This window comes from Streptococcus parasanguinis, assembly GCF_015556095.1.
GTDB classification, from domain to species: Bacteria; Bacillota; Bacilli; order Lactobacillales; family Streptococcaceae; genus Streptococcus; species Streptococcus parasanguinis_Q.
In genome coordinates this window covers 1-25,956 of record NZ_JADNLT010000008.1, presented here as the reverse complement: position 1 = coordinate 25,956, position 25,956 = coordinate 1, and the positions used below count along the sequence as shown (strand labels likewise).

The 25,956-nt window shown below is 40.8% G+C and carries 28 protein-coding genes and 1 tRNA gene; 10 read left to right on the top strand and 19 right to left on the bottom strand.

Features of this window, described 5'->3' with window-relative positions:
- The first annotated feature begins 30 nt into the window (after positions 1-30).
- Positions 31-444, top strand: coding sequence for an HIT family protein (locus tag I2E70_RS08360; RefSeq protein ID WP_003012582.1), 414 nt, complete (start codon positions 31-33; stop codon positions 442-444).
- 12 nt (positions 445-456) lie between these two features.
- On the top strand, positions 457-747 hold the full coding sequence (locus I2E70_RS08355) for a hypothetical protein (RefSeq protein WP_003012641.1): 291 nt from the start codon (positions 457-459) through the stop codon (positions 745-747).
- Between the two features lie 21 nt (positions 748-768).
- On the opposite strand, the gene brpA is transcribed toward I2E70_RS08355, so the two are convergent.
- From brpA to I2E70_RS08335, 4 genes are all read right to left on the bottom strand, one after another.
- Positions 769-1,962 carry a biofilm formation/cell division transcriptional regulator BrpA gene (gene brpA / locus I2E70_RS08350; protein ID WP_070594438.1) on the bottom strand — a complete coding sequence of 398 codons (1,194 nt, stop codon included), beginning with the start codon at positions 1,960-1,962 and terminating at the stop codon, positions 769-771.
- A 13-nt stretch (positions 1,963-1,975) separates the two neighbouring features.
- A complete protein-coding gene (locus tag I2E70_RS08345) occupies positions 1,976-2,506 on the bottom strand; it encodes a GNAT family N-acetyltransferase (protein WP_070594437.1) in 531 nt (176 codons plus the stop codon).
- On the bottom strand, positions 2,499-2,954 hold the full coding sequence (gene tsaE, locus I2E70_RS08340; RefSeq protein ID WP_031575203.1) for a tRNA (adenosine(37)-N6)-threonylcarbamoyltransferase complex ATPase subunit type 1 TsaE: 456 nt from the start codon (positions 2,952-2,954) through the stop codon (positions 2,499-2,501). Before tsaE ends, I2E70_RS08345 begins: the two co-directional genes overlap by 8 nt.
- 178 nt (positions 2,955-3,132) lie before the next feature.
- Positions 3,133-4,554: an NCS2 family permease gene (locus tag I2E70_RS08335; RefSeq protein ID WP_070594436.1), complete on the bottom strand. Its 1,422-nt coding sequence runs from the start codon at positions 4,552-4,554 to the stop codon at positions 3,133-3,135.
- Between the two features lie 175 nt (positions 4,555-4,729).
- Between I2E70_RS08335 and I2E70_RS08330 the strand changes: the two genes are divergently transcribed.
- The 7 genes from I2E70_RS08330 to serS all read left to right on the top strand — a co-directional run bounded on the left by I2E70_RS08330 (position 4,730) and on the right by serS (position 11,823).
- Complete coding sequence (locus I2E70_RS08330; RefSeq protein ID WP_070586275.1) at positions 4,730-5,542, top strand: Cof-type HAD-IIB family hydrolase; 813 nt, start codon at positions 4,730-4,732, stop codon at positions 5,540-5,542.
- Positions 5,543-5,732: 190 nt separating this feature from the next.
- Positions 5,733-6,755, top strand: coding sequence for an alcohol dehydrogenase AdhP (gene adhP / locus I2E70_RS08325; protein ID WP_003003874.1), 1,023 nt, complete (start codon positions 5,733-5,735; stop codon positions 6,753-6,755).
- Positions 6,756-7,128: 373 nt separating this feature from the next.
- Positions 7,129-8,118, top strand: coding sequence for a PTS sugar transporter subunit IIB (locus I2E70_RS08320; protein WP_003010431.1), 990 nt, complete (start codon positions 7,129-7,131; stop codon positions 8,116-8,118).
- Positions 8,119-8,145: 27 nt separating this feature from the next.
- Complete coding sequence (locus I2E70_RS08315; RefSeq protein WP_003018496.1) at positions 8,146-8,949, top strand: PTS mannose/fructose/sorbose transporter subunit IIC; 804 nt, start codon at positions 8,146-8,148, stop codon at positions 8,947-8,949.
- An 18-nt stretch (positions 8,950-8,967) separates the two neighbouring features.
- Positions 8,968-9,879, top strand: coding sequence for a PTS system mannose/fructose/sorbose family transporter subunit IID (locus I2E70_RS08310; protein WP_003010435.1), 912 nt, complete (start codon positions 8,968-8,970; stop codon positions 9,877-9,879).
- 80 nt (positions 9,880-9,959) lie between these two features.
- Positions 9,960-10,328: a DUF956 family protein gene (locus I2E70_RS08305; protein ID WP_023920226.1), complete on the top strand. Its 369-nt coding sequence runs from the start codon at positions 9,960-9,962 to the stop codon at positions 10,326-10,328.
- Positions 10,329-10,545: 217 nt separating this feature from the next.
- Positions 10,546-11,823, top strand: coding sequence for a serine--tRNA ligase (serS, locus tag I2E70_RS08300; RefSeq protein ID WP_003018473.1), 1,278 nt, complete (start codon positions 10,546-10,548; stop codon positions 11,821-11,823).
- A 42-nt stretch (positions 11,824-11,865) separates the two neighbouring features.
- On the opposite strand, the gene I2E70_RS08295 is transcribed toward serS, so the two are convergent.
- From I2E70_RS08295 to I2E70_RS08235, 13 genes are all read right to left on the bottom strand, one after another.
- Positions 11,866-12,636, bottom strand: a complete 771-nt coding sequence (locus tag I2E70_RS08295) for an acetyl-CoA carboxylase carboxyl transferase subunit alpha (protein WP_021154504.1) — start codon at positions 12,634-12,636, stop codon at positions 11,866-11,868.
- Positions 12,629-13,495, bottom strand: coding sequence for an acetyl-CoA carboxylase, carboxyltransferase subunit beta (gene accD / locus I2E70_RS08290; protein WP_045760242.1), 867 nt, complete (start codon positions 13,493-13,495; stop codon positions 12,629-12,631). Before accD ends, I2E70_RS08295 begins: the two co-directional genes overlap by 8 nt.
- Positions 13,496-13,598: 103 nt before the next feature.
- Positions 13,599-14,963, bottom strand: a complete 1,365-nt coding sequence (locus I2E70_RS08285) for an acetyl-CoA carboxylase biotin carboxylase subunit (protein WP_195424414.1) — start codon at positions 14,961-14,963, stop codon at positions 13,599-13,601.
- A gap of 13 nt (positions 14,964-14,976) precedes the next feature.
- A complete protein-coding gene (gene fabZ / locus I2E70_RS08280; protein ID WP_003004019.1) occupies positions 14,977-15,402 on the bottom strand; it encodes a 3-hydroxyacyl-ACP dehydratase FabZ in 426 nt (141 codons plus the stop codon).
- Positions 15,399-15,887: an acetyl-CoA carboxylase biotin carboxyl carrier protein gene (gene accB / locus I2E70_RS08275; RefSeq protein ID WP_155173163.1), complete on the bottom strand. Its 489-nt coding sequence runs from the start codon at positions 15,885-15,887 to the stop codon at positions 15,399-15,401. Before accB ends, fabZ begins: the two co-directional genes overlap by 4 nt.
- Positions 15,888-15,890: 3 nt before the next feature.
- The gene (fabF, locus tag I2E70_RS08270) at positions 15,891-17,123 is read right to left on the bottom strand and encodes a beta-ketoacyl-ACP synthase II (protein ID WP_003010454.1); all 1,233 of its coding nucleotides are present in this window, start codon (positions 17,121-17,123) and stop codon (positions 15,891-15,893) included.
- 61 nt (positions 17,124-17,184) lie between these two features.
- Positions 17,185-17,919, bottom strand: a complete 735-nt coding sequence (gene fabG / locus I2E70_RS08265; protein WP_061591169.1) for a 3-oxoacyl-[acyl-carrier-protein] reductase — start codon at positions 17,917-17,919, stop codon at positions 17,185-17,187.
- A 12-nt stretch (positions 17,920-17,931) separates the two neighbouring features.
- Positions 17,932-18,852, bottom strand: a complete 921-nt coding sequence (fabD, locus tag I2E70_RS08260) for an ACP S-malonyltransferase (RefSeq protein ID WP_061591168.1) — start codon at positions 18,850-18,852, stop codon at positions 17,932-17,934.
- Between the two features lie 22 nt (positions 18,853-18,874).
- Positions 18,875-19,840: an enoyl-[acyl-carrier-protein] reductase FabK gene (gene fabK / locus I2E70_RS08255; RefSeq protein WP_037608323.1), complete on the bottom strand. Its 966-nt coding sequence runs from the start codon at positions 19,838-19,840 to the stop codon at positions 18,875-18,877.
- A 114-nt stretch (positions 19,841-19,954) separates the two neighbouring features.
- Complete coding sequence (locus I2E70_RS08250; RefSeq protein ID WP_003003892.1) at positions 19,955-20,179, bottom strand: acyl carrier protein; 225 nt, start codon at positions 20,177-20,179, stop codon at positions 19,955-19,957.
- Between the two features lie 57 nt (positions 20,180-20,236).
- Positions 20,237-21,211 carry a beta-ketoacyl-ACP synthase III gene (locus I2E70_RS08245; protein ID WP_049490993.1) on the bottom strand — a complete coding sequence of 325 codons (975 nt, stop codon included), beginning with the start codon at positions 21,209-21,211 and terminating at the stop codon, positions 20,237-20,239.
- Positions 21,211-21,645 carry a MarR family winged helix-turn-helix transcriptional regulator gene (locus I2E70_RS08240; protein WP_003003993.1) on the bottom strand — a complete coding sequence of 145 codons (435 nt, stop codon included), beginning with the start codon at positions 21,643-21,645 and terminating at the stop codon, positions 21,211-21,213. The genes I2E70_RS08245 and I2E70_RS08240 overlap by 1 nt, the downstream gene beginning before the upstream one ends.
- 96 nt (positions 21,646-21,741) lie before the next feature.
- The gene (locus I2E70_RS08235) at positions 21,742-22,533 is read right to left on the bottom strand and encodes an enoyl-CoA hydratase (protein WP_061591167.1); all 792 of its coding nucleotides are present in this window, start codon (positions 22,531-22,533) and stop codon (positions 21,742-21,744) included.
- 240 nt (positions 22,534-22,773) lie between these two features.
- On the opposite strand from I2E70_RS08235, the gene I2E70_RS08230 reads away from it, so the two are divergent.
- The gene (locus I2E70_RS08230; protein WP_021154497.1) at positions 22,774-24,129 is read left to right on the top strand and encodes an aspartate kinase; all 1,356 of its coding nucleotides are present in this window, start codon (positions 22,774-22,776) and stop codon (positions 24,127-24,129) included.
- Between the two features lie 143 nt (positions 24,130-24,272).
- Here I2E70_RS08230 and I2E70_RS08225 read toward each other — a convergent pair whose 3' ends face one another.
- Together I2E70_RS08225 and I2E70_RS08220 are read right to left on the bottom strand one after the other, a co-directional pair.
- Positions 24,273-25,667, bottom strand: coding sequence for an IS1182 family transposase (locus I2E70_RS08225; protein WP_195424411.1), 1,395 nt, complete (start codon positions 25,665-25,667; stop codon positions 24,273-24,275).
- Positions 25,668-25,800: 133 nt separating this feature from the next.
- Positions 25,801-25,874: transfer RNA gene (locus tag I2E70_RS08220), tRNA-Asn, on the bottom strand.
- Positions 25,875-25,956: the final 82 nt, after the last annotated feature.

Here is a 25,956-nt window from a genome sequence, read left to right as displayed (position 1 = left end):
AACAAAATTTAGTCTAAATGAGGTGTATTTATGGTTGATGATTGTATTTTTTGTAAGATTATAGCTGGCGACATTCCTTCCTCCAAAGTCTATGAGGACGAGGAAGTCCTCGCATTTTTGGACATCTCTCAGGTTACACCAGGTCATACGTTAGTGGTTCCAAAAAAACACGCTCGCAACCTCTTAGAGATGGACGAAACCGCCACAGCTCAACTATTTGCACGTGTTTCTAAAGTTGCTAAAAAAGTAGAAGCTGCTACCCAAGCTAAGGGAATGAATATCATCAGCAACATGGAAGAAGTTTCTGGACAAACCGTATTTCACACACATGTCCACATTATCCCTCGCTATTCCGATCAAGATGAGCTTGCCATTTCATTTACTGAACACGAGCCTAATTTTGAACAACTAGCAGTTCTCGCAGAAACCATCAAAAACAGTTAAAAAGGAGGCCATATGAAACTCAAAAATCTCTTTTGGTTTGCAACAGGAGCTAGCATTAGCTACCACCTAGTAAAAAACCGCAAAGAAATTAAAACAGAGGTGACTGAATCCAGCCAATTGGTCAAGGGAATTCAAGATAACCTAGCAAAAATCCAACGCAATCTGGATATTATCCAAGACCAAAAGACCAATCTTCAAGAATTGGTAACGGATTTCCAATACAAGACCAAACTATTTAGTCAACAAGCAACAGCTTCTCTAAAAGAAATTCAAGACATCTGGCAACCAAGTAAAAACGATTGAGAAAACTCAATCGTTTTTTTCTTATTCTGAAGGCACCGTAGGTGTCACACTGCTCGACTCTGTAGCTGCAGGAGCAACTGGTGTCACTGGTGCAACAGAACTTTGAGGCGTCACCACTCCCGTATCCTGGGTCGATGGTACAACTGGTAGTTGGTTAAACTCTTGGTAAACAGGTGCTTCCCCAGATGCTGGAACTGGATTTTCAGTTTGAGAAGAAGAAGACTTCAAATCTTCATCTCCATCTAATAGGTAAGCATTGGTTTTCAATGTTTTGATTTCTTTTAGTCCCAAAGCTTTGCGGATGATATTTTGAATTTTCAAGAGATGTTTTGAAGTGACAATCTGATAACTTCCGCCATCTGCTAAGGTGGCATCTTCTCCTTTCAACTGGTACTGATGAATCGTTGAAAGGGCGTCTTTATACCCTAGCAATTGAAGAAGACTATTACTGTCAAGCGCTATGTTGGTTTGCATATTGTCACTAACAGACTCAATGATTCCTTTGTAGTGACTCAAACTATTGAGGCTTAAAACTTTCTCAACAATCTTTTTGATCACTTCACGTTGGCGTTTTTGACGTCCATAGTCTCCTTCTGGGTCTTGGTAGCGCATGCGTGAATAAACGAGAGCTTGGTCCCCATTAATCTCCTGACGTCCTGGTGCGATCTTAGCCGTATATTCTGGCTCATTTTCCTCGATCGAGATATCGAAGTCAAATGGATTGTTAACCGTGATACCACCAACCTTATCCACTAATTGAACCAATCCCTTCATATTGATCATGACATAGCGGTCAATATGGATATTCAAAAGATCTTGAATGGTCTTAATGGCTAACTTGGCACCACCTTGAGCATAAGCCGAATTCAATTTTGCTTGGACCGTTTCGCCATCTGAAGTAATATTGGTTAGGATATCTCTTTCCAAGCTCGTCATGGTTGTTTCTTTTGTTTGAGGATTGACAGTCACCAAAATCATGGTATCACTATTGCCGGCCCAAGGATCTTCCCGAGAACCGCTACCTGTATCAACCCCCATCAAAAGGATAGTCATCGGCTTGTTTTCTGCAATGACATTGGTCTCATTTCCAAAGCCTTTATAGGTCTTACTGAGAGTCCCAGTCGTTTGGTTTAGGATGGTAAGGCCATAGGCCCCAATCCCAATCACTGTTACCGTCAATAAGCTCAAAAACATCAAAATAATTTTTTTAACCATTTAGAATCTCTCTCTAATCTATCAGTTTCCCCATAAGGTAAACATCTAAGAATTCTCCTTCAGCTGAACAAGCTCCACGAGCTTGACAACCTTCGATCTCAAAACCTAACTTTTTATACAGGTGAACTGCTCGTTCATTGCGCACTTGGACATTCAAGACTAGTTTCCTAAGAACACCCGTCGAGTGCGCCCACTCAATTCCTTCTTCCAACAAGATCTGTCCAAGTCCTTGATTCCAATAAGTTTTTCGAACCACAATAAAGACATCACCAATATGCCGAACAGACCGTTGAGAAGCTGCAGTGATATTTAACAAAGCTGCCAGTTCCTGATCTAGAAATAGCAAGAGGCAAATCCGATTTTCCGCCATTTCTTGCACCATTAGAAATTGCTCCATGTCTGCTGGAGACATGCCAATTCCAGCTTCATCTAGCGTCATGTAATCTGACTCTTTCCCAACTTGATTTAAGAAATCAACGACAAGAGCCGCGTCTGCACTTTCAGCTTGCCGAATTTCTACTGTCACTTCCTTTTCCTTAGTCATCGGTTTTTTCCACCTGCTCAAAGGATGCCAGTAAAGCTTCTGCACGCGCTCCATGAGCTTCAAAAGCTAACTCTCGACCATCTTCTAATTTTCGGATAAAAATTTTTAGATAAGCATCCGAGAGACTCGGCTCAATCAGCTCTCCCCATTCAATAATGGTAGCACCATCTCCAAATAGGAAATCATCTAAATCAATAGAATCTGGATCATTCCCAATCCGGTAAACATCCAAATGGTATAAAGGCAAGCGGCCTTCGTATTCACGAACAATGGTATAGGTCGGGCTTTTAATCATCTGATCAATCCCTAACCCCTTTGCAATTCCTTTGGTAAAGGTCGTTTTTCCTGCTCCTAGATCACCTGATAAGATAATCACGTCTTGCTTTTCTAAGAGTTTTCCTAGCTGTTTTCCTAGAGCGATCAGCTCCGTTTCATTATGACTAATCATTTCTCTATTATACCAAACTTTTTAAAAATCTGCTCTTTCTTTTAGAAATTGTTCGACTCCGGTTTGTTTTTGAGAAAAAGGAATCAAAGAAAACAGGAAATTCTCCCATTCATTCCCTCAATCCATCTAAAAAGGAATGGGAGACAACTCCCATTCCTTTTTGGCACTTTTCTGATACTTAATTCAAGGCCATGCTAACGTAGTTTAAAATAAAGAGAACATCTAGGATCCAAATCATGCTGTGCACTTCTTTGGCTTGTCCTTTAACCACTTTCACCAAGCTATAGGTGATAAATCCAGCAGCGATCCCTTGTGTAATCGAGTAGCTGAAGCCCATAAAGATAGAGGTGAAGAAAGCAGGAACTGCTTCTGACATATCTTCCCAATGGATATTTTTCAAGCCACTCAACATCATGATCCCAACAACAATCAAAATTGGGGCTGTAGCAGCGGTCGGTACAATCGCCAACAAAGGACTAAAGAGACTTGAAATAGCAAAACAGATCGCTACAACCAAGGCTGTCAAACCAGTGCGTCCACCAGCTCCAATACCAGCTGCAGATTCAACATACGTCGTTACGTTTGAAGTTCCTGCAATAGCTCCGACTGAAGTCGCTACAAGGTCTGAATAGAGGGCCTTATCTAATTTCGCTGATTGATGGTTTTCCCCATTTGTCGCAACAATCCCAACTTTTTCACCCGTACCGATTAAAGTTCCGATTGTATCAAAAATATCAGTCAAGGAGAAGGCTAAGATGGCCATTAAGGTCTCAGGCAAACGAGACATATTGGAAATCAAAGAACCCAATCCTTTCGATCCTAAAGCTTGACCAAAGATCTTGCCTAAATCATTAAAGGCAGCTCCTAGATGATTACTTGCAAAGTCGATTTTAGTGATATCAACCACATGGATGAGAATTCCAAGCACAGTCGTTGCTAAGATAGAAAGGATAATCCCTCCCTTAATCCCTTTGACAACAAAGAAAATAGTAATCGCAAGACCAACAAGAGCCAAGAGGACAGCCGGATTGTTAAAATCAACCAATCCAGGAACAGCAGATGCATTGGCTGAGATCGTTGCATTCGCCTTATCTGCTCCTTCTCCAACCACTGTATAGGTATGAGGGTCAATCGTGAATTTCAAAAATCCCGCATTCTTAATTCCAACATAGGCCAAGAAAATCCCGATCCCAGCTGAAATAGCAGAGCGAAGAGCGGTCGGAATCGATTCGATGATCATCTTCCGAACATTTGTCAATGTGATAATCAATGAGATCACACCACAAATGAAGACCATTCCCAAAGCTTCCTGCCATGAGTAGCCCATACCAAATACAACGGTAAAGGTAAAGAAGGCATTCAAGCCCATCCCAGGTGCTTGTGCATAAGGTAAATTGGCATAAAAAGCCATCATCAAGGTTCCGACAACGGATCCAATAATCGTTGCAAGGAAGACTCCTTGAGCTGGCATACCTGTTTGTGACAACATTTGAGGGTTTACGAAGAGGATATAACTCATCGCAAAAAAGGTTGTCAAACCAGCAAGAACCTCTGTTCGAACAGTGGTTCCATGTTCTGAAAGTTTAAAAAACTTATCCATTTCAGAATAAACTCCTTTTTCATCATTCTCGCTCCCAATCAATTTGCGAACGTTATTTCTATTTTACCAAAAGATCTTTCGCCTTTCAAGAAATCCTACTTCTCTTCTCGATTTTTGAGCGCTTTTCCGATTTTTCTGATATAATGGTCTCATTCTTCTCGAAAGGAACTGAAATATGCATAAAAAGATGATCGCTCTAGATCTAGACGGCACTCTCTTAAATTCCGAAAGCAAATTGAGCGACTTTACCATTGATACGATAAAAAAAATTAGTGCTCTTGGCCATAAAGTCATTATTACAACAGGCCGCCCCTACCGTATGGCACATACCTATTACAAACAACTAGAGCTAGATACTCCGATGATCAATTTTAACGGCTCCCTTACGCATCTACCTGAGAAAAAATGGGGGGATGAACAATGTTTGACTTTAGATAAAAAATACCTGCTAGATATGGTCGCTAACCGGGATACCATCCAAGCGGACTTTATAGCAGGCGAATACCGCAATAAATTCTTTATTACCGATCCAAATGAGCACGTTGCAGACCCTAAATTATTCGGTATTGAATCTTTCCAACCAGAAAATCAATTCAATCCCGAGCGGGTAACGAGCGACCCAAACTGTATCCTCTTTCAAACGAAAGCGGAAGACAAATATGCTCTGGCAGATGAAATGAATCGGCATTATGACTACAATCTGTCTATCAATACTTGGGGTGGTCCCTTAAATATTTTGGAATGCAATCCAAAAAATGTGACCAAAGCATCCGCTCTAACCTACCTTCTGGATAAACTCAATATGGATCAGAAGGATTTGATTGCCTTTGGAGATGAGCACAATGATACTGAGATGCTAGCTCTTGCTGGTTATGGATACGCCATGAAAAATGCCAGCTCCATCCTTCTCCCCTATGCAGACTCCATCACTGATTTCACGAATAATGAAGATGGTGTCGCGCGCCAACTCATTCAATTATTCTTATAAAACTAACAGACATGAGTTATCCCCTCATGTCTTTTTCTGCGCCAAATCCTTAATCGGTTAATCAATACCGCCCCTTTTTTCCATTTTTTTCATTGCCTCGTCATCTGGTTTGTGATATTATTAACATAGTTATTAAAGAAGCGCTTTCAAAAATTTTAAACCGCTTCTCGTTCACTTAAGGAGGAACAAAATGAAAGCTGTTGTTGTAAATCCAGAAGGTACTGGTGTTGAAATCGTTGCAAACAAAGACATGCGTCCACTTGAAACAGGGGAAGCTCTTGTTCAAATCGAATACTGTGGTGTCTGCCACACTGACTTGCACGTTGCTCACGGAGACTTTGGTAAAGTTCCAGGACGTGTTCTTGGACACGAAGGAATCGGTATTGTTAAAGAAGTTGCTCCAGATGTCAAGAGCCTAAAAGTTGGGGATCGTGTCAGTGTCGCATGGTTCTTCGAAGGATGTGGAACTTGTGAATACTGTACAACTGGTCGTGAAACTCTTTGCCGTACTGTAAAAAATGCTGGTTACTCTGTTGATGGAGGGATGGCTGAACAATGTATCGTTACTGCAGATTACGCAGTGAAAGTACCTGAAGGATTAGATCCAGCCCAAGCATCTTCTATTACGTGTGCAGGTGTTACCACTTATAAAGCCATCAAAGAAGCCAAAGCTGAACCAGGACAATGGATTGTTATCTATGGAGCTGGTGGACTAGGAAACTTGGCTGTTCAATATGCTAAGAAAGTCTTCAACGCACATGTCATCGCTGTCGATATCAACAATGATAAACTAGAATTGGCGAAAGAAGTTGGTGCAGACTTTGTCATCAACGGTCGCGAAGTTGAAGATGTCCCAGGATTGATTAAAGAAAAAACAAATGGTGGAGCTCACTCTGCTGTCGTAACAGCTGTTTCTAAAGTAGCTTTCAACCAAGCAGTAGATTCTGTTCGTGCAGGCGGCCGCGTGGTTGCAGTTGGTCTTCCTTCTGAAATGATGGACCTCAGCATTGTGAAAACTGTATTAGATGGTATCCAAGTCATTGGTTCTCTTGTAGGAACTCGTAAAGACTTGGAAGAAGCCTTCCAATTTGGTGCAGAAGGCTTGGTAGTCCCTGTCGTTCAAAAACGTCCAGTAGAAGATGCTGTCAAAGTCTTTGACGAAATGGAAGCCGGAACCATTCAAGGACGTATGGTACTTGACTTTACAAACTAAACAACTGAACCTACAGGACTAGCCCAACTGGGCTAGTCTTTTTGAGTGCTCTCAATCACTCTCATATACAATTTGTTATATATTTATTTTTGTTTTCGAGAATATCGTTTGATTCTCGGAAACTTTTCATTGAGAACAAAATCCTATAAAACATATCTATTATTGATTTTTTAAGCATCAACAAGTAATAAACAAAATTCATTCAAGAGCATTCTTTTTCTATCTAACGATGATTTAATATAATAAATTAATGCTTTTACATCGAGATTTTGACAGAAAAATTGACTTAAGTGTGAAAACGATTTATAATAAAGTAGCTTAAAGTTTTCTTAAACTGAAAGTCAAACAAATTTTATAAGGAGGAATGTCAATAATGAGTATTGGTATCATTATTGCTAGCCACGGTGAATTTGCAGCTGGAATCCACCAATCCGGCTCGATGATCTTTGGGGATCAAGAGAAAGTTCAAGTGGTTACGTTCATGCCAAGTGAAGGCCCGGATGATCTCTATGCTAAATTTAATGCAGCTGTTGCCGCATTTGATGCAGAAGATGAAGTCTTGGTTTTGGCTGACCTTTGGAGTGGTTCTCCATTTAACCAAGCAAGTCGCGTCATGGGAGAAAATCCAGATCGTAAATTTGCGATCATCACAGGATTGAACCTTCCGATGTTGATTCAAGCTTATACAGAACGTTTGATGGATGCAAATGCCGGCGTTGATCAAGTCGCTGCAAACATCATCAAGGAAGCAAAAGACGGTGTCAAAGCCCTTCCAGAAGAATTGAATCCTGTTGAAGAAGCTAGTACAGCCGCTGCTGCTCCTGTAGCCCAAGCTGCTATTCCAGAAGGAACAGTTATCGGAGATGGAAAACTCAAGATTAACCTTGCCCGCTTAGATACACGTCTTCTTCATGGACAAGTCGCAACTGCTTGGACACCTGATTCAAAAGCCGATCGGATCATTGTTGCTTCAGATTCTGTTGCCAAAGATGAACTCCGTAAGGAATTGATCAAACAAGCGGCACCAAATGGTGTGAAAGCAAACGTTGTCCCAATTCAAAAATTGATCGACGTTGCAAAAGATCCACGTTTTGGAAATACCCATGCTTTGATCTTATTTGAAACACCTCAAGATGCTCTTCGCGCCATTGAAGGTGGTGTTCCGATTAAAACCTTGAACGTTGGTTCAATGGCCCACTCAACTGGTAAAACCATGGTGAACAATGTGTTGTCAATGGATAAAGATGACGTGGCTACATTTGAAAAAATGCGTGATCTTGGAGTTGAATTTGACGTCCGTAAAGTACCAAATGACTCTAAGAAAGATTTGTTTGACTTAATTAACAAAGCTAACGTTCAATAATCGATTACTTACGAAAGGATTTTACACATGTCTATTATTTCTATGGTATTAGTGGTCGTTGTTGCCTTCTTAGCAGGTCTTGAAGGTATCCTTGACCAATTCCAATTCCACCAACCCCTTGTTGCTTGTACCTTAATCGGTTTGGTAACAGGTAATTTGACTGCTGGCATTATGCTTGGTGGTTCACTTCAATTTATTGCACTTGGCTGGGCAAACATTGGTGCCGCAGTTGCACCCGATGCTGCCCTTGCATCTGTCGCTGCTGCCATCATCATGGTACTTGGGGGAGACTTCAGTACAAAAGGAATCGTTGTCGCTCAAAGTGTCGCTATTCCACTTGCAGTTGCTGGTCTTTTCTTGACCATGATCGTCCGTACCCTTTCCGTTGGTTTGGTTCACACTGCCGACGCTGCTGCTAGAAAAGGGGATATCAAAGGTGTAGAACGCGCTCACTTTGTGGCCCTTCTTCTTCAAGGTCTTCGTATCGCCATTCCTGCAGCCCTCTTGTTGATGATTCCTGCTGAAACTGTCAAAACTGCTCTTGAACAAATGCCAAAATGGCTCTCTGATGGAATGCAAATCGGTGGTGGTATGGTTGTAGCCGTTGGTTATGCCATGGTTATCAACATGATGGCGAGTCGTGAAGTATGGCCATTCTTTGCCATCGGTTTTGCCCTTGCTGCCGTTAGCCAATTGACCTTGATTGCTCTTGGAGCAATTGGTGTTGCCCTTGCCTTGATCTACCTCACTCTTTCTAAGAAAGGTGGCAATGGAGGTGGCGGAGCCGCTACTTCTAACGATCCAATTGGCGACATTCTCGAAGACTATTAAGAAAGGTGTGACACTATCATGACTGAAAAATTACAATTATCTAAATCAGATCGTCAAAAAGTTTGGTGGCGTTCAACCTTCTTGCAAGGTTCTTGGAACTATGAACGGATGCAAAACTTGGGTTGGGCTTACTCATTGATCCCAGCTATCAAAAAACTCTACACGAAGAAAGAAGACCAAGCGGCTGCTCTTGAACGTCACATGGAATTCTTCAACACTCACCCATACGTTGCCGCTCCTATCATCGGGGTAACACTTGCTCTTGAAGAAGAAAGAGCAAACGGTGCTGCGATTGACGATGCTGCTATCCAAGGGGTTAAAATTGGTATGATGGGTCCTTTGGCGGGTATCGGAGATCCAGTATTCTGGTTTACAGTACGTCCAATTCTTGGGGCTCTTGGTGCATCACTTGCTGCGTCTGGTAACATCCTTGGCCCACTCATCTTCTTTATCGCATGGAATGCGATTCGTATGGCCTTCTTGTGGTATACGCAAGAACTTGGCTATAAAGCAGGTTCTGAAATTACCAAAGATATGTCTGGTGGGATCTTGCAAGACATCACCAAAGGAGCTTCTATCCTCGGGATGTTCATCCTTGCTGTCTTGGTAGAACGTTGGGTATCTATTAAATTCATCTTTAATGTTTCTTCTGTCAAATTAGACGACAAAGCTTATATCCACTGGGATAAACTTCCTGAAGGATACAAGGGTATCCAAGAAGCCTTCGCTCAAGTTGGTTCAGGCCTATCTCAAACACCTGAAAAAGTTACAACTTTCCAACAAAACTTGGATTCATTGATTCCTGGTTTGATGGGATTGCTTCTTACTTTTGCTTGTATGTGGTTGTTGAAGAAAAAAGTATCTCCAATCACTATCATCATCGCTCTCTTTGTAATCGGTGTATTAGCACACGTTGCTGGCTTGATGTAAGCAAAGATCAACTAAAAAGAAGGTTTCGGCCTTCTTTTTATTATGATATAATGGAGTGAACAGCAATACAGGAGGATCTCATGGCTCAATCATTGAATAAAACCGTTGAATTCCATACTACAGGGGTTTCTTACCTTGGAGTGGGGGGAAAGGTTGGAAAAATCCTAGTTGGGAATGCCGCTTTTGAATTTTATGCGGATGCTAATGTTGAAGACTACATCCAAATTCCCTGGCAAGAAATCGAGCGAATCGGAGCCAATGTATCCGGACGTAAAATTAGCCGCCATTTTGAAATCTATACCAGAGAATCAAAATTTCTCTTTGCTTCAAAAGACTCTGGAAAAATTTTAAAGATTGCTCGGGAACATCTAGGAAATGATAAAATTGTCAAACTTCCTACGTTGATCCAAATCATCACGGCTAAAATTAAAAATCTATTTGCAAAATAGGATCTTTTCTTGTATAATAGACGCAAACGGATAAGTAAGTTAAGAGGTTCTTTCAGAAAGTCTGCGGATGCTGCGAGCAGATAGAAATCTTAATTGAAATTCTACCGTTTCTTTAAAATACAATATCGAATCAAGTGCACACCTGTGAAGTTGGATGGAACCGTGGCTCTGCCACTCCAACACTCTGACAGGTGTGTTTTTTGTTAAAGGAGAAGCTATGTTAGATATTAAACGAATTCGTACAGACTTTGATGCGGTTGCTAAAAAATTGGCAACACGTGGAGTAGATGCGGCTATTTTGAATGAAATGAAAGAAATCGATGCCAAACGTCGAGACATCTTAGTCAAAGTAGAAAATCTCAAAGCAGAGCGCAACACCGTATCTGCTGAAATCGCACAAGCAAAGCGCAACAAGGAAAATGCAGATGATAAGATTGCTGCCATGCAAACCCTCTCTGCAGAAGTCAAAGCATTGGATACAGAATTGGCTGAAATCGATGCCAAATTAACTGAATTCACTACTACCCTTCCAAATATCCCTGCTGATAGTGTCCCTGTTGGAGCAGATGAGGATGACAATGTTGAGGTTCGTCGTTGGGGAACACCGCGCGAATTTGGCTTTGAACCAAAAGCTCACTGGGATTTAGGTGAAGACCTTGATATCCTTGACTGGGAACGCGGGGCTAAAGTCACTGGTGCTCGTTTCCTCTTCTACAAAGGACTTGGGGCTCGCTTAGAACGCGCTATCTACAACTTCATGTTGGACGAACATGGCAAGGAAGGCTACACTGAAGTCATCCCTCCTTACATGGTCAACCATGATTCTATGTTTGGTACTGGTCAGTATCCAAAATTCAAGGAAGATACTTTTGAACTTAGCGATACCAATTATGTCCTCATTCCAACTGCTGAAGTTCCTTTGACGAACTACTACCGCGATGAAATTCTTGATGGAAAAGACCTTCCAATCTACTTCACCGCTATGAGTCCATCATTCCGTTCAGAAGCTGGTTCAGCTGGTCGTGATACTCGTGGATTGATCCGTTTGCACCAATTCCATAAGGTTGAAATGGTGAAATTTGCTAAACCAGAAGAATCATATGATGAATTGGAAAAAATGGTTGTCAATGCTGAAAATATCCTTCAAAAACTGAACCTTCCATACCGTGTGGTAGCTCTCTCAACGGGAGACATGGGCTTCTCAGCTGCCAAGACTTATGACTTGGAAGTATGGATTCCAGCGCAAAACACCTACCGTGAAATCTCAAGCTGTTCTAATACAGAAGATTTCCAAGCTCGCCGTGCGCAAATCCGCTACCGTGATGAAGCAGATGGCAAGGTAAAACTCCTTCACACTTTGAACGGTTCAGGGTTAGCTGTCGGACGTACCGTCGCTGCTATTCTTGAAAACTACCAAAACGAAGACGGTTCTGTGACCATTCCAGAAGTCCTTCGCCCATACATGGGTGGCGCAGAAGTCATCGCACCAAAATAAAGTTTAAAAAAACTGAGTCTTGCAAATTGCAAGCTCAGTTTTTTAATATTTACGAAAACGTTGGTAGCGTTGCTCCAGAAGCTCTTCGAGAGGTAAAGCTTGTAAAACCTTTAACTCTTCCTGTAATTCCTTCTTCACTTGAGCCAGTAGTTCTCCATTTGAAAATCCATGCTCGGGAATCACCTTATCGACAATTTCCATATTTAACAATTCGTGAGAAGTAATCTTCATCAACTCTGCTGCTTCCATAGCACGACTTCCATCTTTCCAAAGAATAGAGGCAAAACCTTCTGGACTCAAGACTGCATAGATGGAGTTCTCAAGCATCCAGACCTTATCTGCCACAGCAAGAGCCAAGGCACCACCAGAGCCACCTTCTCCGATGATAATCGCGATAATTGGAACTTTTAGATCACTCATTTCCATGAGGTTACGGGCAATGGCTTCACCTTGTCCTCGTTCTTCAGCACCAACACCAGGATAAGCACCCGCTGTATTGATAAAGGTCACAACTGGACGACCAAATTTCTCCGCTTGCTTCATGAGGCGCAAAGCTTTTCGATAGCCTTCTGGATGGGGTTGCCCAAAATTACGTTTTAGATTATCTTGAAGATTTTTTCCTTTTTGGATTCCAACGACTGTAACCGTTTGATCGCCTAAGCGTCCAATCCCACCAATCACCGCACCATCATCACGGAAGTTTCGATCTCCATGTAATTCGATAAAATCATCAAAAATTCCTTGAGCAAAATCAAGCGCAGTCAATCTTCCTTGGTCACGTGCTTCTTTAATAATCTGTGTTATTTTACTCATGTTTACCTCCATGAAGGGCTAATAATTGTCCAACTGTCGCTCGGATTTGACTTCTCTCCACGATCAAGTCAACAAATCCATGTTCTTGTAGAAATTCTGCTTTTTGGAAATCATCTGGCAATTTTTCACGCACAGTTGATTCAATCACGCGCCGACCGGCAAACCCAACCAAGGCTTGACTCTCTGCCATGATAATATCACCTTCCATAGCAAATGAAGCCGTTACCCCACCGGTTGTCGGATCTGTCAATACCGTCAAATAGAATAATTTTTCTTTAGAATGACGTTGAACAGCCGCAGAAATTTTTGCCATTTGCATCAAACTCACGATTCCTTCTTGCATCCGAGCACCACCGGAAGCGGTAAAAAGAACAACTGGCAATTTTTCTTTTGTCGCAAATTCAAATAAACGAGTAATTTTTTCGCCTACTACAGAACCCATTGAAGCCATGATAAAGTTGGAATCCATGATCCCAAGCGCAACTTTTTGCCCTTTAATCAAGGCAGCTCCAGTCAGGACAGCTTCATCCAGTCCTGTCATTTCCCGCACTGCTGCTAATTTCTTCTTATAATTTGGGAAATTCAAAGGATCTGTCGTTTCGATTCCTGTAAACATTTCTTCAAAGCTAGCTGGATCCACTGTCAACGCCAAGCGTTCTTTAGCAGAAATACGGAAGGTATAGCCACAATTCGGGCATACTCGTTCACTACCTAAATCCTTTTGGTAAATGGTATGTTTACAACCTGGGCATTGTGAAAATAGTTCATCAGGAACTTCAGGTTTTGGCTGAGGCTCCTTCCAGGCTGACCTATTCGGATTGATCCGAATATATTTATCTTTTTTAGAAAATAATGCCATTACTTACTCCTTATAATATGCTACAGTATCTGAAGCATTACTATAAAAGCCTGAAACTGTGAAGATGATGTTCATACTTCCCTCACAAGTCCAGGCTTTTTCATCATTCCTTATTATAATTTGGAAGGAATTGTTCCATCAAAAATGCAGTGTCATAATCACCAGCGATCACATGTGAATCTGAAATCAAATCCAACTGGAAACTGCTATTGGTGGTGACACCATCGATTTCCAACTCATAAAGAGCACGCTGCATTTTCATCAGTGCATCAAAGCGATTTTCCCCATGGACAATGATCTTGGCAATCATACTATCATAGTATGGTGGAATCGTATACCCAGGATACACAGCAGAATCCACACGCAAGCCAACCCCACCACTTGGAAGATAGAGATTAGTGATCTTACCAGGGCTAGGTGCAAAGTTGAAGGAAGGATTTTCCGCATTGATCCGGCATTCAATCGCATGGCCTTTAATGACAATATCCTCTTGAGTAACGGATAATTCTTGGCCAGCTGCGATTTTAATCTGTTCCTTAACGATATCAACTCCTGTTACAAATTCCGTGACAGGATGCTCTACTTGGACACGGGTATTCATTTCCATAAAGTAGAACTCACCCTTGCCTTCATCATACAAGAATTCAATCGTTCCAGCATTCTCGTACCCAACTGATTCAGCTGCACGAACAGCTGCAGAACCAATCCGATCACGAAGCGTTTTTCCAATAGCAATCGAAGGGGATTCTTCTAGAACTTTTTGGTTATTTCGTTGAAGAGAACAATCGCGTTCACCTAAGTGAATAACATGTCCATGCTGATCCGCTAAAATCTGTACTTCAATGTGGCGTGCCGGATAAATCACCCGTTCCATATACATGGCACCATTTCCAAAAGCAGCTTGAGCTTCTGAGGAAGCAGATTCAAAAGCAGCAACCAAATCTTCTGGTTTTTCAACCTTCCGAATTCCTTTACCACCGCCTCCTGCAGATGCTTTCAACATCACAGGGTAACCAATACGCTCTGCAATCTCGAGGGCTTCTTCAGCAGTATACACTTCACCATCTGATCCAGGAATAACAGGTATTCCTGCTTTGATCATCTGTTTACGAGCATTAATCTTATCCCCCATCAAATCCATGACTTTAGCAGAAGGACCAATAAATTTAATGCCCACTTCCTCACACATGGTCGCAAATTTTGAGTTTTCACTTAAAAATCCAAAACCAGGGTGGATAGCTTCTGCTCCTGTTAGAACAGCTGCAGACAAGACAGCACTCATATTCAAATAAGATTCTGTTGATTTAGCAGGGCCAATACAGACTGCCTCATCCGCTAGTAAGGTATGCAAGGCTTCTTTATCAGCAGTAGAATACACCGCAACCGTCTCGATGCCAAGTTCACGAGCCGCACGAATAATGCGCACTGCAATCTCACCACGATTGGCGATTAAGATCTTACGAAACATAGATAGGCCTTTCTTAATTTCCAATTGCAAAAGTAAGTGTTCCTGAAGCTGCAAGCTTACCGTCTACCTCTGCTTTCGCTTCAACAACAGCAATGGTTCCACGACGTTTGACAAAAGTAGCTGTCATCACCAGTTGATCTCCTGGAACGACTTGTTTTTTAAACTTCACCTTGTCCATCCCTGCATAAAAGACTAATTTTCCTTTATTTTCAGGTTTTGACAACTCTAGTACACCTGCTGTTTGTGCCAAAGCTTCCATGATGAGAACACCTGGCATAACAGGATATTGTGGAAAATGTCCATTAAAAAATGGTTCATTAATTGTCACGTTTTTAATGGCAACAATCGTATCTTCGCTTGTTTCCAATACGCGATCCACCAAAAGCATTGGGTAACGATGCGGCAAAGCCTCACGAATAGCATTAATATCAATTGTCATTTGATTCGAACCAATCCTTTTCCAAATTCAACCATTTCTTCATTCGTTACCAAAATTTCAGTGACTACCCCATCTTTAGGTGCTGGGACTTCATTCATCACTTTCATGGCTTCGATAATCAAGAGTGTTTGACCCTTAGTAACTTTGTCTCCTACAGATACAAAGGCTGATTTATCCGGTGCTGGCGACAAGTAAGCCACCCCAACCAATGGACTTTCAACCACATCACCTTCTGCAGCCTGAGCTGGAGCAGCAACTGGTTCAGCCGCTACAGCTGGAGTTGCTGGGGCTTCAACAACAGGGGCTACTACAGGAGTTTGAGGAGTTGCTACCACTTCAACTGCAGGAGCAACCGCTGTAGCCGCAACTGAACTCGTTTGGTTTTTACTCAAATTCAATTCTTCGCCATTATTTTTATATGAGAATTCACGCAAAGTTGAAGCATCAAATTGAGCCAACAAATCTTTGATTTCAGAAATATTCATGAATTAACCCTCCCAACGTTTAAAGGCCAGAACAGCATTGTGTCCTCCAAAACCAAAGGTATTTGAGATAGCGTACTGAATATCTGCTTCTTGACCTTCACCATAAACAACGTTTGCTTCGATATAGTCAGACAATTCTTTAGTACCAGCAGTTTTTGGTACAAAGCTGTGACGAATCGCTTCGATAGTAGCAATCGCTTCAACTGCACCAGCAGCACCTAACAAGTGTCCTGTAAATGATTTAGTAGATGATACAGGAACTTCTTTACCAAGTACAGAAACAATAGCTCCGCTTTCACCTTTCTCATTGGCAGGTGTAGAGGTACCATGCGCATTGACATAATCGACATCTTCAGGTTTGATACCAGCTTCATTGATCGCTAATTTAATCGCTTTAGCCGCACCTGAACCATCTGGTGTTGGTGTTGTCATGTGGTAGGCATCACAGTTTGAACCGTAACCAACAATTTCAGCTAAAATATTAGCACCACGTTTTTGGGCATGTTCCAAACTTTCGATGACAAGAACCCCTGCACCTTCCCCCATCACAAAACCATTGCGGTCTTTGTCAAATGGAATAGATGAACGTTCTGGGTCTTCCGTTGTTGAAAGGGCCGTAAGGGCATTGAAACCACCGATACCAATCTTAGTAATCGAAGCTTCAGCACCACCTGCCAAAACAACATCATGCATACCAAATTTAATTTCACGGAAAGCTTCACCAATTGCATCATTGGCAGAAGCACAAGCTGTTGTCACGGATTTACATACCCCTTGAGCCCCAATCTTAAGTGCGATATTTCCAGCACCCATGTTTGAAAGAGCTTTTGGAATAAACATTGGTTGGATTCTCTTCATCCCACGTTCATGCATCCGGATAATTTGATCTTCCAATTCTTGCAAACCACCGATACCAGATGAGACAATCACACCTACACGATCGCGGTCTTCTTCTTCCATATTCAAGCCTGAATTTTCAATAGCTTCCATCGCAGCATAGATTGCATACAATGAGTAAGTATCCATACGATTTTGATCTTTTTTCACAAAATATTTATCGAATGGGAAATCTTGAATTTCACCAGCATTAAAGACTGGAATTTCAGAAGCATCAAATTTCGTAATGGGCTTGATTCCAATTTTTCCTTCATGAAGGCTATTCCAGAACTCCTCTGGTGTATTTCCGATTGGTGAGGTTACACCGTAACCTGTAACAACAACACGATTTGTAGACATATATATTCTCCTTTTGTCGGATGGATATTTAAGTAAGTGATTTTCGATCAGTGAGCATTCATTATTGCATAGTCATGCCGCCATCAATGGCAATTGTTTGACCAGTTAAATATTCTTGACCTGCCAAGAAAGCCGCAACTTCTGCCACTTCTTCAGCTTGACCAATTCGTTTCATTGGCACTTGAGCTAGCATGGCATCTTTCATTTTCTCTGGAATAGCATCAGTCATATCTGATTCAATGAAACCAGGTGCAATGGCATTCACACGAACGCCACGAGCCGCAACTTCACGCGCTACTGATTTAGTGAAACCAATCAAACCAGCTTTTGAAGCCGCATAGTTAGCTTGACCGATATTCCCCATTAGACCAACAACAGAGGACATGTTGATAATGGCCCCTTGACGAGCTTTAGACATCGGTTTTAAGACAGCTTGAGTCATATTAAAGGCACCTGTCAAGTTGATTTTCAAGACCCGTTCAAAATCTTCTTCAGTCATTTTCAACATCAACTTGTCGTTTGTGATCCCAGCGTTATTGACCAAAACATCAACACTTCCAAGCTTTTCAATTGCTTTAGCCACCATACGTTGCGCATCTTCGCCATTAGAAATATCCCCAGAAATACCAACAACAGTCACACCATAGTCAGCAAACTGTGCAAGCAAGTCCTCAGAAATTTCAGAACGTCCATTTAGGACAACATTGGCACCGAGACTCGCAAATTTATGAGCCACAGCCAATCCAATTCCGCGTGTTGAACCAGTTACAAAAACATTTTTATTTTTAAGTTCCATCTTTACCTCGTTTTAAGCATTCAGAAGTGCATCTAGACTAGCCTGATCTTCGACGTTATGAGTTGGAAGGGTTTTATCAATTTTCTTCAAGAAACCTGACAAGACTTTTCCTGGACCAATCTCAATCACTTCATCTACACCAAATTCTTGGATAGTGGCAATCGAATCATAAAAACGTACAGGTTCCATCACCTGACGGGCCAAAAGTGCTTTCACATCTTCTGACTTCATGATCGTAGCTTCTGTATTCCCAACTAAAGGAAGATCAAAATCATTAAATGATACTTTTTCTAGTTCAGCCGCCAATTTTTGACTAGCAGATTCCAGTAAGGCTGTGTGGAATGGACCTGACACATTCAAAGGGATCAAGCGTTTGGCACCTGCTTCCTGCAATAGTTCCACAGCATAGTCCACAGCCGCAACCTCACCACCAATCACAATTTGTGCTGGCGTATTGTAGTTAGCTGGTGTTACTACACCCTTTTCGGATGCTTGTTGACAAATCTCCTCGATCAAACTTGGATCTGTATTCATAACAGCAACCATTTTCCCACTTCCAGCGGGAGCTGCCGTTTCCATGAATTCACCTCGTTTCGCAACCAAAGCTACTGCATCTTCAAACGAAAGAGCTCCAGCCGCAACCAGGGCAGAATATTCCCCCAAAGAGAGACCGGCAACAATATCAGGAGTGATACCATTTTCTACTAAGAGACGATAAATGGCTACTGACGTTGTCAAAATAGCTGGTTGAGTATAGCGTGTCTGATTCAGTTTTTCTTCGTTAGAATCAATCAATTCACGCAAATCATAGCCTAGAATACGACTAGCCGTATCAAATGTCTCTTTGACAACGGGATAAGTCGCATACAAATCGCTCGCCATGCCCAATTTCTGAGCCCCTTGACCAGCAAATAAGAACGCACGTTTTGTCACTATCCTAATCCTTTCGACGTTTTTAGACGTTTACATCTGCCCAACGAGCAGCTTCTTCTTTAATCACCTTGGCAGCACCTGTGTAAAGGTCTTCCAAGATTTCTGCACATGTTTCTTCTTTACGAACAAGACCTGCAATTTGTCCAGCCATAACTGAACCATATTCCACATCTCCATCAACAACAGCGTTACGAAGGGCACCTGCACCAAGCTCTTCAATTTCCTCTTGAGTCTTCTTACCAGCCAAGAAATCTTTTTCAGCTTGGTTATACTCTGTAGCCAATTTATTCTTAATCGCACGAACAGGGTGTCCAACAACTGAGGCTGAAATAACAGTATCAATATCTTTAGCCTTCAAAATCTTATCTTTGAAATTTTGGTGTGCATTAGATTCCTTAGCAACAGCGAAACGCGTACCAACCTGAACAGCTTCTGCTCCAAGCATAAGAACAGCAGCCATACCACGTCCATCAGCAACACCACCAGCACCAATAACTGGGATAGATACCGCATCCGCAACCTGGCGAACAAGAGCCATAGTTGTCAATTTACCGATGTGACCACCAGCTTCCATACCTTCTGCGACAACAGCATCCGCTCCAAGTTTTTCCATACGTTTAGCAAGTGCTACCGATGGAATAACTGGGATTACTGTAATTCCAGCTTCGTGGAAACGCTCCATATATTTACCTGGATTTCCGGCACCTGTTGTAACAACTTTAACACCCTCTTCGATAACGAGGTCGACGATGTCATCTGCAAATGGTGACAAAAGCATGATATTAACACCGAATGGTTTGTCAGTGATTTGTTTTACTCTATCAATATTAGCTTTTACCACTTCTTTAGGGGCATTACCACCACCAATAATTCCGAGTCCACCAGCATTTGAAACGGCTCCAGCCAAATCACCATCAGCGACCCATGCCATCCCACCTTGGAAGATTGGATATTTAATATTCAATAGTTCAGTAATTCGTGTTTGCATTATACCTACCTCTTTTTTCGCTTAAGTAATAGTTTGAGTTTAAAAGATTGTTTCTTTGAGCCTCAAACTATTACCTAAACAAGAGAGAATATCTTTCGATACTCTCATCTATCATTATTTTGTTTTTTCTTCTACGTAAGCGACAAGATCACCAACTGTAGATAATCCTTCTTCAGTTTCGATTTGAATATCAAAAGCATCTTCGATTTCAGAGATCACTTGGAACAAATCCAATGAATCAGCTTCTAAATCTTCGAATGTAGATTCAAGAGTTACTTCTGATGGTTCTTTACCAAGTTCTTCAACGATAATTTCTTGTACTTTTTCAAATACTGCCATGACAGGCCTCCTTAAAAATAATATATAAATTTTTAAAATGTGTTTCCACATGTTTAACTAGATTGTAACAAGAAGTGTGCCCCATGTCAAACCTCCACCGAATCCTGTCAGAAGAATTTTTTGACTTCCATCCATCTTGATTCGATGATTCTCGACACACTCCGATAATAGAATGGGGATACTAGCAGCACTAGTGTTCCCATATTCCATCATATTTGCTGGGATTTTCTCTCTAGAGACACCCAGTTTTTTTGACATCTTATCTAACATTCGGTCATTCGCCTGGTGTAACAGAAAATAGTCAATCTCTTCTGCTTCCATAGAGGCGTCTGCTATAATTTTTTGAATACTTTTCGTGACATCACGAATGGCAAAATCAAAAACTGCCCGTCCATCCATTGTCAGATATCTTCGATCGGAAACTTCATCTGAATAAGGGGAAGACAGCCCCAAATAGCAAGACTCAAGACTAGCACCTCGGCTACCATCTGTAAAAAGATTCTCAGCCAAAAACGATTTTTGATCGCTTGCTTCAAGCAAGACACCACCAGCTCCATCTCCAAAAAGGACTGAAGTGGAACGGTCTGACCAGTCTAATACTTTTGAAAGCGTCTCACTACCGATCACAATTCCTCGCCGGTACATACCTGAAGAAATGTATTTTTCAGCAGTGGCTAATGCAAATACAAATCCGCTACATGCTGCAGTCAGATCAAAGGCAAAAGCTCGAGAAGCTCCAATATTAGCTTGTACCCGGGCTGCAGTTGATGGCATTAAGCTGTCTGGAGTAATCGTAGCAACAACGATGAAATCAATTTCCTCAGCATCTAAGTTTGCTTTTGCTAATAATCTTTGTGCAACAATTGTTGCTAGATCACTTGTCGTCTCATCTTTTGAAATGTGACGCCGAAGGATACCTGTCCGACTACTGATCCATTCATCACTTGTATCCATGATCTCAGCCAAATCATCATTTGATACGACTTGGTCAGGTGCATAATGAGCAACTTGACTAATTTTAGCAAAGACCATTATTTAATTTCCTCCAAGAAACGATACAGATTTTGCAATCCTTTTTGCATCACTTTCTTCTCTTCGGGACTCATATCTCCAATAATCTGGTTGACCATCCGTTTATGGAATTGCTGATGAAGACGATAAAGTAGACGACCGTTCTTCGTTAAACTCAAGTGTACAACCCGGCGATCAACTTCCGATCTTCTTCTTTCGATATACCCTTTGCGCTCAAGATTATTCAAACTTGTCGTGACAGTCCCCAAAGTCACCATCAACTCCCGTGAAATATCACTCGGGGTTGCATTCGGTGTCGAACCAATCACATCGATCGTATGCATTTCTTTAATAGAAACATCTTTGAATCGACTTGCTCTTAGACTCGACTCCTCAATAACCAAAACATTATTAAAGATGGATGTTAAATAGTCGTTAACTAATTGGTAATTCAAAACTCCACCTCCTAATTTTACTTTGATAGTCAAATTTTATCAAAAATGAAAATAATTTGCAAGCATTTTTTCACAAAATATAGAAAAATTACAAATTTATTTTCCTTTAAATTGTGGCCGACGTTTCTCAGAGTAGGCAATAACCCCTTCCTTGAAATCTTCTGTAAATGCTAGTTTCTTTTGCAAATCCAATTCAAGACCCGCATATTGGTCCCATTCTTTCAAGAATGCTTCCCAAACCATTTCTTTCATGGCAGCATAAGAATTTGAAGATCCTCTTCTTAATTTTTTAAGCAATTGCTCAACTGTTTTATCGAGTCTTTCAGATTCACAAACACGATAAGCTAGGCCATAATCAAATGCCTTTTCAGCAGTCAAGGCTTCACCCGTCATTACTAAATGAGTAGCCCGAGACATGCCAATGGCTTTTCCTAACAAGAATAAGCCACCCGCATCCGGTGCTAAACCAACCCCAACAAAGGCTTGGATAAATTTAGTCCGATCACTAATAATACAAAAATCAACAGCTACTGAAATGTTAGCAGCTGCTCCAGCAACCGCTCCATCTGCCACCATAATAACCGGTTTTGGCAATTGCTTGATTTTCTTTGAAATCGTATTAACTAATTCGGCAATTAAAACAAGAGACTCGATGTCATCCGCATCGACTGCGCGTTTCATTTCGCTCAAATCTCCACCAACTGAAAAGATTTTCCCTTCTGCTGATAGAATAATGAATTTTACTTCCTCATTTTTTTCTGCATCTTCCAGGGCAGCTAAAATTTCCTGACACATTGGAATGTTAAAACCATTGGATACTTCAGGACGATTTAAAGAGATTGTCGCGAGGTCGTTTTCGACAGAATACAAAATTGTTTCAAACATCACTGACTCCTTTTATTTAAATATAAAATATTTTGATATTAAAACTTTTGAATTATAACATATCATACCACAAAAAAGTAAAATAGTAAAATATATCTATAAGATGTAACAAAATTGTAAAATTTGAATAATTACAATTTCTCTCTTCTACAGAATCAATTATTTTATGCCCTATCTGTAAATACATTGTATCAATAACTGAACTTTGGTATAATGTATTAATGAAACTATTAAGGAGAAAATATGAAAGTAACTAAATTCGGTGGAAGTTCTCTAGCATCAGCTTCTCAATTAAAAAAAGTACTTAATATCATTAAAGATGATCCAGAAAGAAGATTTGTAGTTGTATCAGCTCCAGGCAAACGCAACGCTGAAGATACAAAAGTAACAGATGCACTGATCCGCTATTATAAAGAATTTACTTCAGATAAGGATGTCACACAAACACAACAGTGGATTATTGAACGTTATCGTGCCATTACAGAAGAATTGGGTCTCAAAGATTCCATTATTCAAGAAATTGCTGAAGATATCTATGATTTAACAAATTTACCTAAAAAAGGGAATCCATTCACATACGATGCATTCCTAGCAGCAGGCGAAAATAACAATGCTAAACTCATTGCTGCTTATTTCAATCAAAATGGATTAGAAGCAAGATACATCCATCCAAAAGAGGCAGGAATTACAGTCACTGCAGAACCTTCCAACGCTCGTATATTACCATCTAGTTACGATAAAATTGAAGAACTAAAAGACTCAAGTGAAGTGATTGTCATTCCAGGTTTCTTTGGTGTTACTCAAGATGGTGACATTTGTACATTTTCTCGTGGTGGATCTGACATTACAGGATCGATCATTGCAGCAGGTGTAAAAGCAGACTTATACGAAAACTTTACAGACGTAAATGGTATCTTTGCAGCACATCCAGGTATTATTAAACACCCACATTCTATTCCTGAATTAACCTACAAAGAAATGCGTGAATTGGCCTACGCTGGTTTTTCAGTATTGCATGATGAAGCACTCGTTCCAGCATACAGAGGTAAAATTCCATTAGTCATTAAAAATACTAATAATCCAGACCACCCTGGAACCCGCATTGTTTTGGAACATTCAAATGATCATGTGACTGTTGTAGGGATTGCAGGTGATTCAGGATTCGTTAGTATTAACACTACAAAATACCTTATGAACCGCGAAGTCGGTTTTGGTCGAAAAGTCCTTCAAATTTTAGAAGATCTCAATATCAGTTGGGAACATATGCCAACAGGAATCGATGACTTGTCCATCATTTTGCGTTCACGTGAACTGACTCCAATCAAAGAACAAGAAATTTTAAAACAATTAACGCAAAAGCTCGAAGTTGACACAGCCGAAATTGAACATGATCTTTCCATCATTATGATTGTTGGTGAGAAAATGAAGAGTCAGGTAGGGGTTACTGCCACTGCAGCCAAAGCACTATCAGAAAATGAAGTGAATATTCAAATGATCTCTCAAGGTTCTAGTGAAGTTTCCATTATGTTCGTTGTAAGTAAAGATCAAGAAGAAAAAGCAATTAAAGCCTTATATCAAGCATTTTTCCCAAATAACTAAATAGAGAAAAGCTCCGTTAACTAAACGGAGCTTTAATTAACATTAAAATGAAAAGTAAAAAAAGAGATCAATTACTTGATCTCTTTTCAGAACGAAGACAAACGTCATTTTTGGCGTTTGTCTTTTTGTATTTTCGAAACTATTTACTTTATCATCCGGTATTTCCATCCAAAAATCTGATTTAGGGCAAAATAAAAAGGGATATTCGCTATCCATTTCACCAATTTTTTGATATTTAAACATGCCAAAGTAAGCCCAACCTTATCCTCCATTTTGGACTTCCCTTTTTCTCTAGTGTATCTCAAGTTATGATATTCCTTTGCAGTCCCAAAGAGTCGCTCAATTGTTTCTTTGCGCTTCTTATAAAGCTCCTTCATCCCTCTTTGGTGGCGAATCTCTTCACAAAATTCAAGATCATCTTTCCATACATGTCTCGTGATTACTTTTTGGTGGTTTTGACTCTGGGTACAAACGGATAATAGGGGACAAGAAGCACATACTTTGTGATTACTCTTATACTCACGATAACCTTCTCGAGTCGTCGTGCGATAGCTTAACACTTGATTCTCTGGACAGAGGTAACAGTCATAGAAAGTATCATAAACAAAATCATTGGGTCTTAAGTTCCCCTTTACTACCTTTGGACGAGTATAAGGGAAGACAGGGATGATATTTCGCTCTAATAAATAATGGGCAATAGCTGGGGTCTTATAGCCTGAATCCGCAATAATATAGTGTGGGGAGAAGGGTTCTAACTTTGAAAAAAGAGCAGGAAAGGCCTGACTATCATGCACATTTCCTGCCTCAACCGTATAAGCCACAGCCCAACCATGCTTATCACAAGCTACTTGGGCAGAATAGGCAAATACTTCCTTGTGTTCACCCTTGTGGAACCAACCACTCTCAGGATCTGTCGTTGAGATTTTCTTTTCTTTAGCCTCGCTTTCTTTTACGGGCTTTAAGGACTTTTTTTCGTGTTTCCTCCTATCTAAATCAATCTCAACTTCCAATTGTTCACTCATAAATTTAGCTTGTTGGTCAACTATTTCCTTACGATATTTGTGACTGTTAGCTGCCGCTTTGATGTGGGTACCATCCACAAATAGTTCAGAAGGATCAATTAAGCCAGCACATAAAGCTTGATTGAGCACTTGCGAAAATATCTCAGAAATCAGTTCTCTATCTTGAAAACGACGGCTGTAATTCTTTCCATAGGTGGTAAAATGAGGGATCTTGTCATCTAAGGTTAGTCCAAGAAACCAACGATAGGCAACGTTTACTTCAATGTCTTTAATGGTTTGGCGCATGGAGCGAATACCATAGAAACATTTAATCAAAGGAATTTTGACTAGCATGACAGGATCGAGACTGGGACGACCATTATCTGGACTATAGGTGTCTTCTACCAAGTCATAGATAAAATCAAAATCAACCTCTGAATCCACTTGTCGAAGAAAGTGATCTTCTGGGACCAATTCGTCTATCGTATAGAAGCCATATTGTCGGCGATTATAATCTGGTTTTTCTTTGTGAAACATAGGGAACACCTCACAATTCTTCTTATCTCTATTATACGACTTTACACAAAGAAAAGCCCTTAGAATATTAAGTTCTAAGGACTTTGTCTTCAATCTGAAAAGAGATCAATTACTTGATCTCTTTTTTTCTATACTCCGCCAGTAGGACTCGAACCTACGACATCATGATTAACAGTCATGCGCTACTACCAACTGAGCTATGGCGGAATCAAGCTAAGCGACTACCTTATCTCACAGGGGGCAACCCCCAACTACTTCCGGCGTTCTAGGGCTTAACTGCTGTGTTCGG